This is a genomic window from Crocosphaera watsonii WH 8501, assembly GCF_000167195.1.
GTDB lineage: Bacteria > Cyanobacteriota > Cyanobacteriia > Cyanobacteriales > Microcystaceae > Crocosphaera > Crocosphaera watsonii.
Window position 1 is genome coordinate 47,341 of sequence record NZ_AADV02000002.1, and the last position, 16,354, is coordinate 63,694.

Below are 16,354 nucleotides of genomic sequence, written 5' to 3' on the forward strand. Positions count from 1 at the left end.
TTGAAATGATACTAACCAATTTATATGCTATTTTTCGTAAAGAATTTCAAAGTTATTTTGCTTCTCCTTTTGCCTATATTATCGCTGCCGTTTTTTGGTTAATTGGGGGCTTCTTTTTTAGTGCTATTCTAGAAGAAATATTACAAACCCTTTCCTTTTTTGAACAAAGTGGTCAATTATCTGTTCCCGTTGATGTTGCTGGTCAATTTATCGATAGTTTTTTTGCGGTAATTATCTCTTTATTATTAGTGTTATTACCTGCTCTATCTATGGGACTTTATTCAGAGGAAAGAAAACGGGGAACCCTAGAATTATTAGCAACTTCTCCCGTAACAAACTGGGTTGTTGCTGTGGGAAAATTGTTAGGGGTTTTAGCATTTTTTATCGTTTTAATGATGCCGTTTTGGATTTATGAAATCATAATTTTTAGTAACGCAAGTCCACCAATTAACCTCAATATTATACTATTATCTCATGGTGCTTTAATTTTAGTTGCCACTGCTATACTTTCCTTGGGAATGTTTATTTCTTCCCTAACCGATAGCGGAATTTTGGCTTATATTTTGACCTTTATTTTAATCTTATTTTTATGGATAATGGATGCGATCGCTGCTAATCTACAAGAACCTTTTAAAAGTATTTTATCCTATCTTTCGCTGTTTGATCGCTATACAGATTTAGTTAGTGGAGTGTTAGATATTAGTAGTATAGTTTTGTTTACAAGCTATATACTATTAGGAATTTTCTTAACTGCACAATCTATTGAAGCTTTACGATATCAACGTTCTTAAAATTATTATAAACAAATGCAGAAAATAAACAACTATAAAATAATCCTCAAATATCTTTTTGTTCCTGGACTGATTTTAACCGTTGCTGGTTTAGTTCCGATCTTTCTTACCCAAACCCAAACTATCCTCTATCTAACTTTAGTGATTGTAGGAAGCGTTTTTTTATTTATTTGGTTAGTCTATTTGTTGGTTACGGGGCGAAGTTTTTGGCAAAAAAGATCAACTCAAATAGGTACAAATGCGTTTATTTCTACTCTGTCTTTACTAACCATTTTAGCCTTAATCAACTTTATTGCTGTTCGTTATTCCCCTCGTATTGACTTAACGGAAAATCAACTATATACCTTATCATTACAAACCCAAGAAATTATCAAAAATCTTGATAAACCAACCAAAGTTTATGTTTTTGATAAAGAAATAAACCCACGAGATGAAGACTTATTAGAAAACTATCAACGTTACAATGATAACTTTAAATTTGAACTAGTTGATCCAGATAAACAAGTTGCACTCACCCAACAGTTTAATGTTCAATCATTAGGAGACGTTTACCTAGAATACGAAGATAAAAAACAATTAGTACAAACCTTGATCTCTTTTAATCAAAGGGAACCCTTATCAGAGATAGAATTAACTAATGCGATCGCAACCATTCAAAAAGACTATATCCCAAAAATTTATGTATTACAAGGTCATGGAGAATATTCACTGGAAGCAAATCCCGAAGGAAGTTTATCAGAAGCAAGCAAAAGTCTTGAAAGTAAAGGATATGAAATAAAAACCTTAAATATAGTAGAAAATGGAGGTATTCCCGATGATGCAAATGTGATTATTATTGCTAGTCCAAAACGGGAATTATTTGACCAAGAAGTAACAGCACTACAAGAATATTCAAAGCAAGGAGGTAACTTATTACTCTTACTTGATCCTAACATAGACCCAGGCTTAGATCCCATACTAAAAGACTGGGGAATTAAGTTAGATAATCGTATAGTTATAGACGGTTCGGGGGCCGGAAATATTGTTGGTTTAGGTCCTACTACTCCCTTTATTACCAATTATGGAAACCATCCTATCACAGAAGAATTTACTAATAGTATTTCCTTCTATCCCTTATCTCGTCCTGTGGATACTATTGAGGTTGAAAATGTCCAAGGAACCTCCTTATTAGTCACCAGTGAACAAATGTGGGCCGAAAGTAATTTAGACTCAGAAGAAGTTACATTTGATCCCCAAGAAGATATATCTGGCCCCTTTGATTTAGGGGTTGCACTAACCCGTACTATTCCCTCAGAAACAGTTGAGAATCAAGTAAAAGAAGATAATAAAGCAGAAGCAGAAAAAACTGATAATAATCAAGAAAGTTCAGCTAAAAATAACGATGATATAGATAATACTAACAAAAACGAAACAGAAAAGAATAATGATTCTCCACCAAAAGAAACTGATAAGGTAACTGATTCAAACAAAGATGAAACAGAGAATAATAATAATGTTAATAAAGACAAAATAGAATCTCGCTTAGTGGTGATTGGTAATTCAACCTTTGCAACCAATAATTTATTTAATCAACAATTAAATGGAGATGTCTTCCTAAACTCTGTACAATGGTTAAGTAATCAAGACGAACAAACATTATCAATTCGTCCTAAACAAGCAAAAGATAGAAGACTCAATTTATCCCCCTTCCAAGCTACTATAGTCCCTATATTGTCATTAGCTGTTTTTCCCTTATTAGGTTTAATTGCTGCTGGGATAACCTGGTGGCGAAGAAGATAAAAATTAACAATAAAGAGGTCAATCATGAAATTACAAAAAAACACTTTTATTTTATTAGGAATTGCTACGATTTTGGGAGTAGGAGTTTATGTTTACGAATTACAAATTAATCCCCAAAAGCAAGAAATTGCAACCCAAAGTAAACAATTATTCACTTTTGAAGAAAAAGACATCAAAGTATTAACCATTGAAACCAAAGATACAACCTATAAATTCGAGAAAACCAGCGACGAGAAACAACCTTGGCAAATGAAAAAACCCCAAGAAACTGTAGCAAACGATGCTATTATCGCTTTTTTAACCAATCTTTTAGTTAATAGTGAAACTGCTAGAACTTTAACAGTTCCTAATAATCAAAAAAAAGAGTACGGTTTAGATAAACCATTAGGAACAATTACTATTGAACTTGAGAATAAAAAACAACATAAAATTATTTTAGGTAAACCAAACTTTCAAGGAGAATTATTATATGCTCACATTGATCCTCTTCCCTCATCACAACAAGAAATTACCATTGACTTAGTACCGAAAAATTTTCAGTATGCAGTAGATAGACAACCAGACGAATGGACTAAAAAGAATTAATTTATCTAAACACAAAATAGGGAACGGGATCTTTGTTTAAACAGTCTTAATAATTAAGACGAGAAAATAATAATAGTATCTATGAATAATTTTTGGGCTATATGTATAGGAATAGAAGAATATTTACATTATCAACCTTTAAGAGGTGCTGAAAATAGAGCACAAGCACTGTATCGTTATTTTTTTGCAGAATCTAATCTTCCCTCTGATCAATTATTATTACTCACTGATACCTCTCCCTCCCCAGGAAAACGCTCAACTTATCCTAACCACAATAATATTTTAGAGTGGATTAATGATATTCCTGTCAATATAGAATATTGTTGGTTTTTCTTTCAAGGATACGGTATCAACTATCAAGGAGAAGATTATTTATTACCCATTGATAGTAATATCAATACAGTTACCCAAACAGGAATAAAAGTGCGATCGCTCTTTGAAAAATTGCAAACCCGTAGTAAAAACCTCTTAGTTATTTTAGATTTACAAAACCCTTTAAAAGACGGTAAACTAGGACAAGTAACCTTAAAAATAGCCCAAAAAAAAGGAATTTCTTTGATTTCTTCCTGTCGTTCCCTTTTTTATCGAAGCATTAATCTAGAAAAAAGTCCTTTAATTAATGTCTCAACGGAAGGTTTACGTTATTATCAAAATGATCTTACCCTTGCTAAATTAGACTTTTACTTAAGAAAAAAATTAAACCCTTCTGAGCAAAGTAAATTTCCTGCAATCGCCCTTCCCATTATTATTAGTCGTTATAAGACTCGTCATCAACCCCTATTCCCCAAGCATCAGAAGCAGTTAGTTAATAATCAAGCAAAATATACCCCATCTTTCAAGATAAAAAAAACGTCATCCCATTTCCCTCAAAAACAGTCCATAAATACCGTCATTTTACCCAAGCTACCACAACCATCATTTAACCCGACACTCTCTTTAAATATCCCTACTGCAAAAACCCCTACTGCAAAAACAAATATTCAACCCGTTGTTGCTACTGCCTCACCCCCTTCAACCTCAAAAAAAAGTAATAAAACCCCAAAAAAATTATGGATCATACAAGATTTATTATGGATAGGAGCAATATTAGGAATAATAGGTGTGTTGTGGTGGATGTCTCTTAAAATACGTCAACATCTCAACAAGATCAATTATCAAAGCATCCAGGAGAATCAACAAATATTAGATTATGGTAAGATAAGACTAAATATACAACAAGCATCACGGTTTAATGAAGCCATTAGTTATGCTCGTCAAATTCAACCCCATACACCTCTCTATAAAGAAGCACAAAATAATATTAATCAGTGGAGTCAGATAATTTTAGATATTGCTCAGGGACGAGCTATTTTAGGAGATTTTCAAGGAGCGATCGCCGCAGTAAAATTACTTCCTCAAGACAATAAAAGACTATATGAATTAGGGCAAAAACGCTTAAAAGAATGGCAAAGTTTAAGTCAGAAACAAGACAATAATCAGGTTTTCATCGAAGCAGCCCTATATTTAATTCAACCTAATTAGGGTTTGCTGAATAAAAGCAAAACCCTATTCTTTAAAAGGTTACACCCATATTCGCGATCGCAAAAAAGATCAGCTTTGTCGGCTACAAACCGCTATAATTGGTAGAAACACCTCCCAGTTGTTGGTCAAGAACAAATGTATCGAAAAGAGGAGCAACCTTTACCGCCCCCAGAAAAATTTGAATTACCTTTCGAGGGCAAATTGTCCCCCAATAATCGTTGGGTAATCATGGCAGAGTTGATACCTTGGGATGATTTTGAGGAAGAATATGCTAAACTTTTTTCAGCAGAAAAAGGTGCGCCAGCCAAACTATTTAGAATGGCATTAGGGACATTAATTATTAAGGAAAAATTAGGAACAAGTGATAGAGAAACTATAGAACAGATTAGAGAAAATCCCTATCTACAATACTTTATAGGTTTAAATTGTTATCAACAAGAGCCACCACTGGAATCTTCAATGCTAGTTCATTTTAGGAAAAGAATTGATGGAGAATTGATAAACAAAATCAATAAAAAAATAGTAAAAAGAGAAATAGACAAGAGTGATAAAGAAGTAAAAAAAAAGGATTGTCTCCAAGAAAAAGGAGAAAAAATAAAAAATAAAGGTAAACTAATTTTAGATGCGACTTGTGCGCCAGCAGACATCAAATACCCAACGGATTTAGGCATATTAAATCAAGCCAGAATTGAGACAGAAAGAATAATAGATAATCTTTATAAACCATTAAGAGTAAAATTGAGAAAAAAGCCGAGAACTTCTAGAATAATTGCTAGAAAGGAATACTTAAAAGTAGCTAAAAAACGAAAAGTATCTTATCAAGAAAGAAGAAAAGCTATCGGGAAACAGTTAAAATACCTTAAGAAAAATTTAGGAAATATAGAAGACTTAATTCAAGCTGGGGCTTCCCTGGAAAATCTGAGTAAAAGACAGAAAAATTGTCTAGAGACTATCAAAAAAGTTTATGAACAACAACAGTCAATGTGGGAGAATAAGACCCAGAGTGTTCCTCAAAGAATTGTAAGTTTAACTCAACGGCATATTCGTCCAATAGTGAGGGGAAAAGCAGGAAAACCAATAGAGTTTGGAGCTAAACTCTCAGTAAGCTGTGTAGATAACTATGTGTTTCTAGACAAAATAAGTTGGGAAAACTTCAATGAATCTTGTCATTTAAAAGAACAAGTAGAAAAGTATAAAAAAACGTTTGGCTATTATCCCGAATCCGTCCATGTAGATAAAATTTATCGAACTAGGGAAAACAGAAATTGGTGTAAGGAAAGAGGGATAAGAATCAGTGGTCCGAAGTTAGGAAGACCTCCGAAAAATGTCAGTGAAGAAGAAAAGAAACAAGCCCACTCCGATGAATGCTTCCGTAATGCTATTGAGGGAAAGTTTGGACAAGCTAAACGAAGATTTAGCCTAAATCTCGTGATGACAAAACTCCCTGAAACCTCCATTACATCTATTGCTATTACATTTTTAGTTGTCAATCTTTCTAAACTTCTGAGGCAGTTTTTGTCGCTTTTTTTGTCCTTATTTACTAATAATAGAACAGGGGAACTCATTAAACCGCCTTTCATTAATTTTGATTATACTTTAAACAATTTTTATGTACTAAAACTTATTGATTTGTCAGAAAATTCTTGGTCAAAAGTGGCATAAATTTTGGAGAAACTTTTTCAGCAAACCCTAAATATTAGTAATACCACACCAAAATCTTTGATTTTGGTGTGGTATTACATCAAAGCACCACGGCTTTGCGAGCAGGGACTAAATTTTTATGGGCTAAATATTCATGAAGTTCTAGAGGTTTTAATTTACAAAGGTCTTTGGCTAATTCTTCAAGTTTGATGTTTCTGGATAAATGAGGCATCAGGGACTCACGCACAAATCCTAACATTTGAGGTTCAGCTACCAAAAGAATTAAATGAGACTCCCATTGACTGAGAAGTTCTGCAATTTTGTGGCTAATATCCTTAGCAAAATGACGTTCATATTCGCTGATATGGTTTTGACGATGATCGTCATAGCCATGGCCTTGACTGCGAGAGCCTCGGTTTCGCCCTGTTTTCGTATTCGCCCAGAGTTCCTTGCCGGCCATTTCCTTGGCCGCATTGGTTAAACATTGATGTTCAATTAGATTAGGACTTGACTGATATTCAGGAAAATCTGCCTCTTCTAGGGTAAAAAAGCGGGCTTTGGTACCATCCATAACAGCAACGACAGCTTGATTCATAGGACTTTCTGATAGAATTCTCGAGATCCCCATCTTAGCAGCCAAGTTTGTATAGTAGAACACTTTGGCATAAAGCTTAAAATTTGCAGTAAAACAACTTAACAATCTTTTCTTAACCTTCTGCCCAACCCTAGTGTAATTACTGGAGAGATGCAAATTGGGGCGATCGCATTTCTCGTTATCGTTAAGATAATGGTGTAATTGTTACCGATCCTCCAGCAATACCCTGAATTTTCAATTCATACCCTTCAAGTAATCCCATCCCAATCAACGGATCTGTTTCAGATTCGTTTACTTCGACGGATCTAACCTGTCCATCCCAAATTATGGAAGCTTCATATACATTAAATAAACATAAACTCCCATCCCCTAAAATCCCTTCTTATTCCATGTACCAAATCAATCCTAGTTTTGTGATAATAGCAGATGGCAAGGTGAGAAAGCCTGTATATCCCGTATCGATTACTGCTTTAATTCCCTGATTTACTTTATTTTCACCAAGCACAGCTAACTTGATAATTGCCTCTCTATTCGTATTTACATAACCAATAATCATGTTTGTGTATTAGAAGAAGAAAAACCAAAGCGATGAACCGCAGGATAGCCAATACGAATACCAAAAATTTGTGCATCAGGATGATGTTTTAGTAATTGTTTGGCCGCCGTTAAGCTATCATTAGCAACTTCAAAGGTTCCGCTTTCAATGTCAATAGCAACTATTTTACCGTGATTATTTGCCTCAACTTGAGAACGAATCTGAGAGTCATAGAGTTGATGACCACGTTTTGCTAATTCTTCTTTGCTATAACGGGGTTGTCGAATTGTCATGGATTTACTGATCTTGTCTTATTTCTTAATTTTAGCTTTGAATGAAGAAGGAAGATGAATAGGTTATCGAGTAATTTCCTTATTCTTCTACTTCAACTGAAAATTCACGATAAATTGCTAAAGGAGATAATGGATAATTAATTAACAAATAACCAACATATCTTATCGCCACCTAACCCACCCTACAACTAACTTTCGGTCTGTATGTTACGTTTAGGATCACCTAATTTAACTGGTTGTGTTGCTTTAACTGGAGAAACTACTGGGGTTAAATTCCAATGATTAGCTAATCTTTGTAAGAAGCGATCTTGTTCTACTCGAAAGCGATCAATATTTGGTCCATGATTGATAATAGCAAACCAGACTGGCCCCCTTTCTTTGGTAGGAATAACCCCAGCTAAGGCACTAACCTGGGCTAGGGTTCCGGTTTTAACGGCAACTCCATCGGGAAGATTTCGCCATTGAACTGTTCCTGTTTTATCTCGTCCCCCCATAGGAAATAAGTCGGCAACATTTAAAGGATTATCTTGTAATTTTTCTTCCATTGCTATTAACATTCCTACTGAAGCCCTGGGAGAAATACGGTTTTCTACCCCTAACCCCGATCCGTTGATTAATTGGATTTCATGGCTATCAACTTTAGCTGCTTTGGCTGCCACTTCTGAGACAACGGCCGCCCCTCCCACAGAGTCAGCAATCATCTCGGACATGACATTATTACTATAAATATTCATTTGTTTGAGGAGTTCCGCCATGGTTAAAGATTGATGTTTCAGTAACCTTTGTGCTGTTTCAGGGACATTATTTTCAACTTTAACTGTGCCTTGAATGGTAATTTGCGGTTTAGGAGTGTTGGGGGGTAAGGTTTGATATTGTTTTTTAATTAAGGGAGTCCAACGAGAAGAATTAAAAGCTAATTGTAATAATTGTCCTGATTTTTGGCGATCGCTTTTAAAATTCATGGCAAAATTATCCACAATAATCAGATTGCCACTAACTTGTTTAATACCCAGTTCATTGAGTTTATTTCCCACTGCGATCGCTTCTTCCCGAACAAATAAGGGATCACCGCTACCTTTAACGATTAAATCCCCCTTCAAAACTCCATTTTCGACGGTTCCAACCTTTAAAAATTCTGTTTCAAAACGATGTCCAGTTCCCCAAGTTTCCAAGGCTGCTAAAGAGGTAGCAATTTTGGTTAAAGAGGCGGCGGATAAGGGCGTTTTGGCTTGATGATCTCCTAAATAAGCCCAGTCTGATTGTAGCCAAATGGCTTGTCTATTACTAGAAAACCCTAAGGAGGACAATCTTTGCAAATAATCCGCAATGATAGACTCTACCACGGGATCGGATTGGGTGGGAACATCAAACACTTTTGCTTCTTGCCAAGCTACCACGGGAACCACCTCAATAGGAGGGGGTGTTTTTCCTAATAAGTTACCTAAAATTAAAGCTAATAGATCCAACATTTTTAAAACTCCTCACTGATCAATCTTTTCTGGAAAAAACTCCAACTCCGCGCCTCCGAACTCAGGTTACAGATGTTCATACTATAGGGGTCAACGCCGAGGGCAGTCGAAGTGTTCACCCCGAATGAAATTGGTATAAGAATCCTGTCTTTCTACGAAGGTGTGGGTAAGCCTTCCAGATAACGAAGAAATTCTAATAATTCCCCATCAGACAGCACCTGACGCGATCGCTTTCCATAAGTTTTGACTAAATATTCCCGACCTTGTTCCGTTGTCCATTTTAATCGTTTTAATTCTACATTAGAACGGGCTATAATTTCGGAAAAGTCAAGCAATTCTTCTTCTACGGGAGGTTTTTCTTCTATTTCTGGTTCTTCGGTAATTTCAGAAATAGGAAGAGAGGTTTCCTCTATTTCTGGTTCCTGTGGGGTTTCAACAATAGGAAGGGGTTTTTCTTCTATTTCTGGTTTCTGTGAAGTTTCAACAATAGGAAGGGGTTTTTCTTCTATTTCTGGTTCCTGTGGGGTTTCAACAATAGGAAGGGGTTTTTCTTCTATTTCTGCTTGTATTGATGGTGATTGCTTAGAGTTGGTTGTAGTTTTAACTCGCTTTTTAGATGATTTAGTTGGGGTTTCAGTTTTGATTTTAATCGGTGCTTCAGGTTCTGTTTCTATCTCTTTAATTTCATTTTTAGTAACAACTGGTTCAACGGTTTTTTCTGGGGGAGGAGATGAGTATGCAACCGTTGATTTTGGTTGAGTGATTTCTGGAGGAGAGGGTGATGGTTGAACCGCAATTTTCTCCGTCACTGCAACAGGTTTAACCTCTAATTGTAAATTATTTAATGCTCGTTCGATCGCCCGATCTTCTGCGGCTTCAATTTTCTCATCTGCTGCTAATCCCGTACTTAATGTTACATTATCATTCTGTAGTAATACCCTAACAATATATTTCCCATGATCGATGCTCACTAACTCACTAACTAAACTTCCTCCCGGATAATGTTTTCGGAATTGGTTTAACATAATCAATATTCCTCTATTACTATTCCTATTAATAAGTTATATTGTACTATAATAACAACAATACAAGTTTGTAGTCAAGGCTTTAGCCTTGATCATGACCATCTTTATCGTCTGTTAGGACTGACGACAAACTTACTTTCAAGTTTGCCTACCTACTTAGAATAATGGATAATTGATGGACTCGGGTAAACCCTTGGCCTTTCAAGGATGAGTTTTTCTGCCCATTCTACATTATCCATTATGGATTAACTATTGAGTAATTGCTTCAAGGTTTCTGTTTCCAAACGAGGACCATAACAAGTAACAATGCGAGAAGAAGCGCGGGAAGCTAAATCACCAGCTTGAGCATAACTCATGCCGTGGGTAACTCCATATAAAAAGGCTCCAGCGTACATATCTCCGGCACCTACAGTATCAACAGCTTCCACAGGATAAGGGGTGATTTCTATTAATTCTTGACCATCGAAAACTACAGATCCCTGTGATCCCCTGGTAATAGCAAACCCTTGAGATAAGCTTTTCAAATAATTAACCGCCTCAGAAAAGTCTTCTGTATCAGCCATTTTTAGAGCTTCTGACTCGTTAGCAAAAATAAACTCAATTTGCTCTCCAATGATTTCTAATAATCCCTCTTTAAAAAAAGAGACCATATTGGGATCAGACAAAGAAAATGTGGTTTTTACTCCCGATTCTTGAGCAATTTCTCTGGCTTTAATAGCTGCTGCTTTGGCGGTGGGAGAAGTGACTAAATACCCTTCCATGTAGAGATATTCCGAATCAGCGATCGCCCCAGGCACCAATTCTGTTTCCGATAAACTGCCACTGATCCCCAAAAAAGTATTCATAGTGCGATCGGCATCGGGAGTCACCATAACTAAACATTTGCCTGTGGTACCATCCACTTCTTTTTCGTCGTGAACATTGGTATCCAAACCACAATTTTGTAAATCTTCTAAGTAAAAAAATCCAGCTTCATCCTTAGCTACCTTACAAGAATAAAAACCACTTGCACCCAATTGACTCAAGGCCACCATAGTATTAGCTGCGGAACCGCCACCACTTTGTTTACAAAGATTACCATTAAACTTAGCGATGATTTCCCCTTGACGGGACTCATCCACCAAAGTCATAACACCTTTATCAATCTGTAATTCTTGTAGCAACTCAGGAGTCACTCTAAACTCCATGTCAACTAAGGCATTACCGACACCGTAAACGTGATACTTTTTACCCATGCTAATTCCCAAGTGATTACTTAATTTTAACCCCGTCCTTAATTACGAGGTCTCATCCTCACGATAATACAACATTCAATCAGGTTAATACTACTTAATTTTTGCTAGTGGATAGCTAGACGTATGGAGTATGTGGGGTTTATCATTAAAGGAAATGGTTGAACTAGAAGGAAAAGTCAAGGGACTGATATTCCTTCATCTATCATTAACTGTTGTCCTGAACCCCCTTTAATGGAAACTCAAGCAATTGTCGAGCTATTCCCGTTGTTTAGTGTAGCGAATCCAGAAACCCTAGAATGGATATTGTCTGTTATTGATGAAGAGAGTTATGAACAGAATGAAGAAATTATAAAAGAGAATGACTGGGGAAAAGCGGTTCACTTTATTGTATCGGGTTGGGTTAAAGTGCGTTCTCACTATAACAATCAGCAAACGGTGTTAGAAATCCTCGGTAAAGGGGATTTTTTCGGAGAAATGGAGGTTTTAGACGAGTCACTTAAGTATGTGGATGTTATTGCCCTGTCTGATGTTCAATTACTGAGTATCTCCGCACAACGTTTTTTACAGATGCTATTCAAAGATCCTCAAGTCCATCACAAAATATTGCAACTCAGTGTCAGAAGATTTCGTCACCTATACCGTCGCTTTCAACTATATCAACAAACATCAAAAATCAAGCTGATTAAAACGTTAATTAAGTTAGCAGAAAACTATGGTAAATCAATCGAAGAGGGAGCAGAGATACTACAAATACCTCATCAAGACTTAGCCGATGTTGCTGATATCTCTTTGGATGAATGTGAGCAAATCATTACCCAATTAAAACACCAAGGTTGCCTAGAAAGTGACCCCTCTCGTCAACTTCTGTTTCTGACGAATCTTAAACAGCTAAACCATTTTGCTAAACAAATTTAAGAATGATTAGATCAATTAATACGGAATTCAAAAAACTTAATTATCCCCTACCCAGCTTAACCTATTTTGTGAAAATGACTAACCCTAGTTCTCATCTCTTTGAGGTAGGGTTCCAAATTGAACATTGGCCAGACCCGGTTCTTAACCTAAAAATGCCAGTTTGGACACCAGGTTCTTATTTAGTGAGAGAATATGCTCGACATATCCAAGATTTTAGAGCAGTATCAAAAGATAAACAAACAAAACTCCTCAGTCAAAAGCTTGGGAAAAACCATTGGCAAGTAGAAACCAAAGAAGTTGATAATATACTGATAACCTATCGAGTTTTTGCCAACGAATTAACGGTCAGAACTAACCATTTAGATGATACTCATGGTTATTTCAATGGGGCTGCTTTATTCTATTTCATTCCAGGCTTAGAAGCAACTCCCGTTACTGTGGAAATTATTCCCCCTAATTCTAGTTGGAAAGTTAGCACAGGTTTACCAGAGGTTTCTGGAAAAGTTAATCAATTTTATGCCAAAGATTTTGACACATTAGTTGATAGTCCTTTTGAAATTGGTAATCACGGAGTTTATTCCTTTGAAGTCTTAGGAAAACCCCATCAATATGCTATTTGGGGAACTGGTAATATTCAACCTAGCAAACTAATAGAAGATACTAAAAAAATTATCGAAACAGAAGCCCAATTATTCGGTGGACTACCCTACGATGATTATTTGTTTATTCTTCATCTCACCCACAAGAGTTTTGGGGGACTAGAACATAAAAATTCTTGTTCTTTGATCTATTCTCGTTTTTACTTTAAGGATACAGAAAAATATAACCGTTTCATACAATTAGTCGCCCATGAATTCTTCCATCTATGGAATGTAAAACGTATCCGTCCCAAAGCCTTAGAAACCTTCAATTACGAACAGGAAAATTATACCCCTTCTTTATGGTTTTCTGAAGGAACAACCAGTTATTATGATCTGCTGATTCCTCTGAGAGCGGAAATCTATGATCCGAGAAAGTTCTTGGAACTTTTAGGCAAAGAAATTACCCGTTTCTTAATGACTCCAGGTCGAAAAGTTCAGCCCTTAAGTGAGTCTAGTTTTGATGCTTGGATCAAGCTATATCGCCGAGATAACAACAGTGATAATTGCCAAATTTCCTATTATCTAAAAGGCGAATTAGTCTCCCTTCTCTTAGATTTATTGATTAGGGCTAAGCATCAAAATAAACGGTCTTTAGATAACGTTCTAGTTCAAATGTGGGAACAATACGGAAAATCGGAAACTGGTTTTACTCCCCATCAACTACAACGGGTGATTGAATCTGTTGCGGATATGGACTTACAAAGCTTTTTCAATTTATACGTTGATAGCACAGAAGAATTACCCTTTAATAAGTATTTAAACCCCTTCGGTTTAGAGCTTAAAGCGATTCTGGAAGAAGATAATATTCCCTATTTAGGCATCAGAGTTGCCTCAGAAAATAATAAAGAAATTATTAAATTTGTTGAGAAAGGATCACCAGCTGCTGTAGAGGGAATTGATCCAGAAGACGAATTATTAGCCATTAATGGGATCAGGGTGACGGCCGCACAATTAAAGGGACGTCTGAAGGATCACCAAACAGAAGAAATCATTTCTGTGACAGTATTCCACCAAGATGAATTAAAAACCTTCTCTGTCACCTTAGGAAAACCCCAACCCAGTCGATATGAGGTGGTAGAAATGGAAAATCCTTCACTGCTTCAACAAGAAAATTTAAGGGGTTGGCTTGGAAAAATTTAGGGGAAATATTAGGCAAATTTCGGGTTATAATAGGGGTCTGGGATAGCAAACTATCTAAAAACCGCTAAAGGATAACGGAATACAAGATGCACAATTTTCTGCCAATTGCTTATTTTGAGAACCAATTTGTCCCCTTTGAAAATGCTAAAATTTCTATAGCGACCCATGCCCTACATTATGGTACAGCGGCTTTTGGCGGAATGCGTGGCATACCTGATCCCGAAAACCCCCAACAAATTCTCTTATTCCGTTTAGATCGTCATTGTCAACGTTTATGTCAAAGTGCCAAGTTTCTCAATTATGAATTATCTCCAGAGAAACTAGAACAAATTATTATTGATTTTGTCCAGAAAAATCAGCCAACCAAGTCCTTTTATATTCGTCCTTTAGTTTATAGTTCAGGATTAGGAATTGCCCCCAGGCTACACAACATTGAAAAAAACTTTTTTGTCTATGGTTTAGAAATGGGAGACTATCTTTCCCCTGATGGGATTAGTTGTCGTATTAGTTCTTGGACTCGTCAAGAAGATCGGAGTTTTCCCTTAAGAGGAAAGATCAGTGCTGCTTATATTACCTCTGCTTTAGCCAAAACAGAAGCAGTAGAGTCAGGGTTTGATGAAGCCATTTTAATGAACTCTCAAGGGAAGGTTTGTGAAGCCACAGGAATGAACGTTTTTATTGTGAGAAAAGGCAAGTTAATAACCCCTGGATTTGAACAAGATATCCTAGAAGGAATTACAAGAGATAGTGTTTTGACCATAGCTAAAAATTTAGGTATCCCCACCATCGAACGTCCCATTGATAAGTCAGAATTATTGATCGCTGATGAGGTGTTTTTATGCGGAACAGCAGCAAAAATAGCCCCAGTCAAGCAAATAGAAACCTTTAAACTCCCTGAAAATCGTCCCATTACCGAACAGTTAAAAGAGAAGTTATCAGGGATTACTGAAAATAAAGACTCTGATTATAAGAACTGGATTTATGTTATTCCTTTAGAAGGGAAATAATTGTAATCAGCTTGAAGCAAAAAAGAATGAAAAGTGTCACTAAAATCAATTTAGAACCATAAGTTAGAAATTAAGTCGTAATAACCAGCCTGTTGAGAAGGATAGTCTCCAGCTTCAATTTTTTCAATGATTTTAGGTAAAGCTTTTATAAATGCAGGACTACGATCTATAGGGTGTAAAGTCCAGGCTTTAGGGTTCATTAAAGTTCCTCTAAAATAGCTAGTTTCCTCTAATTTCTTCGATACCATAATTTCCCAAGAATCCAATTTTCCCTTACCCGTAATTTGATTGAGAACATTTTTTAGGGGTACTGACAATTGATTCATAAACTCCCGCTTATAAGAACGCCAAACAATTGGTAAAGGCAGTAAGAGATCGAAGTGTTTACAGTTAACCAAATATGCTCGACTTCCAAAAAATTTAGATTTGTAGAATTTGTCCGATTCTTTTTCGTCAACCCTACTTTGGTAAATCGTTCCATCTTCCGTTGGCGGGCCTGTTAACGGTCTGATAAACATCATCTCAGGATACTCCTGCATTAGTTCAACGCCATCTGTAATCCAATCATAATCTGGTTGTTGGTGTAGTAACATATCGCTGTCGAAGTGAAGCATATAGTCGCTTTTGCATTCTTCGATCTTCAAAATCGACCCTAGTATTGGATACCCTTTATAGTTGTGGGTGCAGCGAAGCGAGGTACCAAAGTGCTTGCCGTAAACTTGCCGACGATAATTAGGATTATAATTAATATCGACAATCCTATCGACAATATTAGCCTTGAGTAGCTGTTGGGTACATTCTTTAAGTTCCTGCATGGTTCCGATCCCAGGACGGCGTACTTTATCCCCAGTCAAGGGGGCAGTATCAATGACCAAAACCTTCTCCTCAAAGGGAAAATGGTTCATTCTCACTAGGTGAGGAATGGTGTGCATCATAAAGGAAACATCTGTACGAGCAACGAACATCCATAGGGAACAGCTTGGCCGTGCCATCTAGATTGCCTCTTTTTATTGAAATATTTGCTTTGAAACAGATTAGATTATTGTTTATGATACTAGAAAACTGTACAGTTATCAAAATTTTAAACTCAGAAATCGGCGCTCGCAAATTAGAAGATGGCGAGGTCAAGTTACTACTCGAATCAAAAGAATCTTGTCGATAGGGTAGCCTTTTGACGCTCTC

At 36.3% G+C, this 16,354-nt stretch carries 14 protein-coding genes and 1 pseudogene; 8 read left to right on the forward strand and 7 right to left on the reverse strand.

The genetic code is table 11. The features are described 5' to 3' along the window. Window positions 1-5: 5 nt before the first annotated feature. The 5 genes from CWATDRAFT_RS03795 (at window position 6) to CWATDRAFT_RS03815 (ending at window position 6,338) form a co-directional block, all read left to right on the forward strand. A complete protein-coding gene (locus tag CWATDRAFT_RS03795) occupies window positions 6-791 on the forward strand; it encodes an ABC transporter permease (protein ID WP_007303744.1) in 786 nt (261 codons plus the stop codon). 15 nt (window positions 792-806) lie between these two features. Further along, on the forward strand, window positions 807-2,570 hold the full coding sequence (locus CWATDRAFT_RS03800; protein ID WP_007303745.1) for a GldG family protein: 1,764 nt from the start codon (window positions 807-809) through the stop codon (window positions 2,568-2,570). 24 nt (window positions 2,571-2,594) lie between these two features. Then, entirely contained in the window at window positions 2,595-3,155 is a 561-nt protein-coding gene (locus CWATDRAFT_RS03805; RefSeq protein ID WP_007303746.1) for a DUF4340 domain-containing protein, read from the forward strand. An 81-nt stretch (window positions 3,156-3,236) separates the two neighbouring features. Continuing rightward, a complete protein-coding gene (locus CWATDRAFT_RS03810; protein WP_007303747.1) occupies window positions 3,237-4,676 on the forward strand; it encodes a caspase family protein in 1,440 nt (479 codons plus the stop codon). A 135-nt stretch (window positions 4,677-4,811) separates the two neighbouring features. Continuing rightward, a complete protein-coding gene (locus CWATDRAFT_RS03815; RefSeq protein WP_007303748.1) occupies window positions 4,812-6,338 on the forward strand; it encodes an IS5-like element ISCwa2 family transposase in 1,527 nt (508 codons plus the stop codon). A 79-nt stretch (window positions 6,339-6,417) separates the two neighbouring features. Here the strand turns inward: CWATDRAFT_RS03815 and CWATDRAFT_RS03820 are convergent, their stop codons facing one another. The 6 genes and pseudogenes from CWATDRAFT_RS03820 to CWATDRAFT_RS03845 all read right to left on the reverse strand — a co-directional run bounded on the left by CWATDRAFT_RS03820 (window position 6,418) and on the right by CWATDRAFT_RS03845 (window position 11,469). Beyond that, window positions 6,418-6,912, reverse strand: coding sequence for a host attachment protein (locus CWATDRAFT_RS03820; RefSeq protein WP_007309294.1), 495 nt, complete (start codon window positions 6,910-6,912; stop codon window positions 6,418-6,420). Between the two features lie 184 nt (window positions 6,913-7,096). Continuing rightward, window positions 7,097-7,468, reverse strand: a pseudogene (locus CWATDRAFT_RS03825) (clan AA aspartic protease). Further along, entirely contained in the window at window positions 7,465-7,740 is a 276-nt protein-coding gene (locus CWATDRAFT_RS03830) for a hypothetical protein (RefSeq protein ID WP_007303750.1), read from the reverse strand. Before CWATDRAFT_RS03830 ends, CWATDRAFT_RS03825 begins: the two are co-directional and overlap by 4 nt. A 188-nt stretch (window positions 7,741-7,928) precedes the next feature. After that, window positions 7,929-9,209: a D-alanyl-D-alanine carboxypeptidase gene (locus tag CWATDRAFT_RS03835; protein ID WP_007303751.1), complete on the reverse strand. Its 1,281-nt coding sequence runs from the start codon at window positions 9,207-9,209 to the stop codon at window positions 7,929-7,931. A 152-nt stretch (window positions 9,210-9,361) separates the two neighbouring features. Continuing rightward, on the reverse strand, window positions 9,362-10,234 hold the full coding sequence (locus tag CWATDRAFT_RS03840) for a hypothetical protein (protein WP_007303752.1): 873 nt from the start codon (window positions 10,232-10,234) through the stop codon (window positions 9,362-9,364). A 245-nt stretch (window positions 10,235-10,479) separates the two neighbouring features. Beyond that, the gene (locus CWATDRAFT_RS03845) at window positions 10,480-11,469 is read right to left on the reverse strand and encodes an adenosine kinase (RefSeq protein ID WP_007303753.1); all 990 of its coding nucleotides are present in this window, start codon (window positions 11,467-11,469) and stop codon (window positions 10,480-10,482) included. Between the two features lie 231 nt (window positions 11,470-11,700). Here CWATDRAFT_RS03845 and CWATDRAFT_RS03850 point away from each other — a divergent pair, with 231 nt between their 5' ends. The 3 genes from CWATDRAFT_RS03850 (at window position 11,701) to CWATDRAFT_RS03860 (ending at window position 15,172) form a co-directional block, all read left to right on the forward strand. Further along, window positions 11,701-12,384: a Crp/Fnr family transcriptional regulator gene (locus tag CWATDRAFT_RS03850; RefSeq protein ID WP_007303754.1), complete on the forward strand. Its 684-nt coding sequence runs from the start codon at window positions 11,701-11,703 to the stop codon at window positions 12,382-12,384. 2 nt (window positions 12,385-12,386) lie between these two features. Continuing rightward, complete coding sequence (locus CWATDRAFT_RS03855; protein WP_007303755.1) at window positions 12,387-14,165, forward strand: M61 family metallopeptidase; 1,779 nt, start codon at window positions 12,387-12,389, stop codon at window positions 14,163-14,165. An 86-nt stretch (window positions 14,166-14,251) separates the two neighbouring features. Beyond that, on the forward strand, window positions 14,252-15,172 hold the full coding sequence (locus CWATDRAFT_RS03860; RefSeq protein WP_007303756.1) for a branched-chain amino acid transaminase: 921 nt from the start codon (window positions 14,252-14,254) through the stop codon (window positions 15,170-15,172). A gap of 50 nt (window positions 15,173-15,222) precedes the next feature. Here the strand turns inward: CWATDRAFT_RS03860 and CWATDRAFT_RS03865 are convergent, their stop codons facing one another. Then, window positions 15,223-16,164, reverse strand: coding sequence for a hypothetical protein (locus tag CWATDRAFT_RS03865; RefSeq protein ID WP_007303757.1), 942 nt, complete (start codon window positions 16,162-16,164; stop codon window positions 15,223-15,225). Window positions 16,165-16,354: the final 190 nt, after the last annotated feature.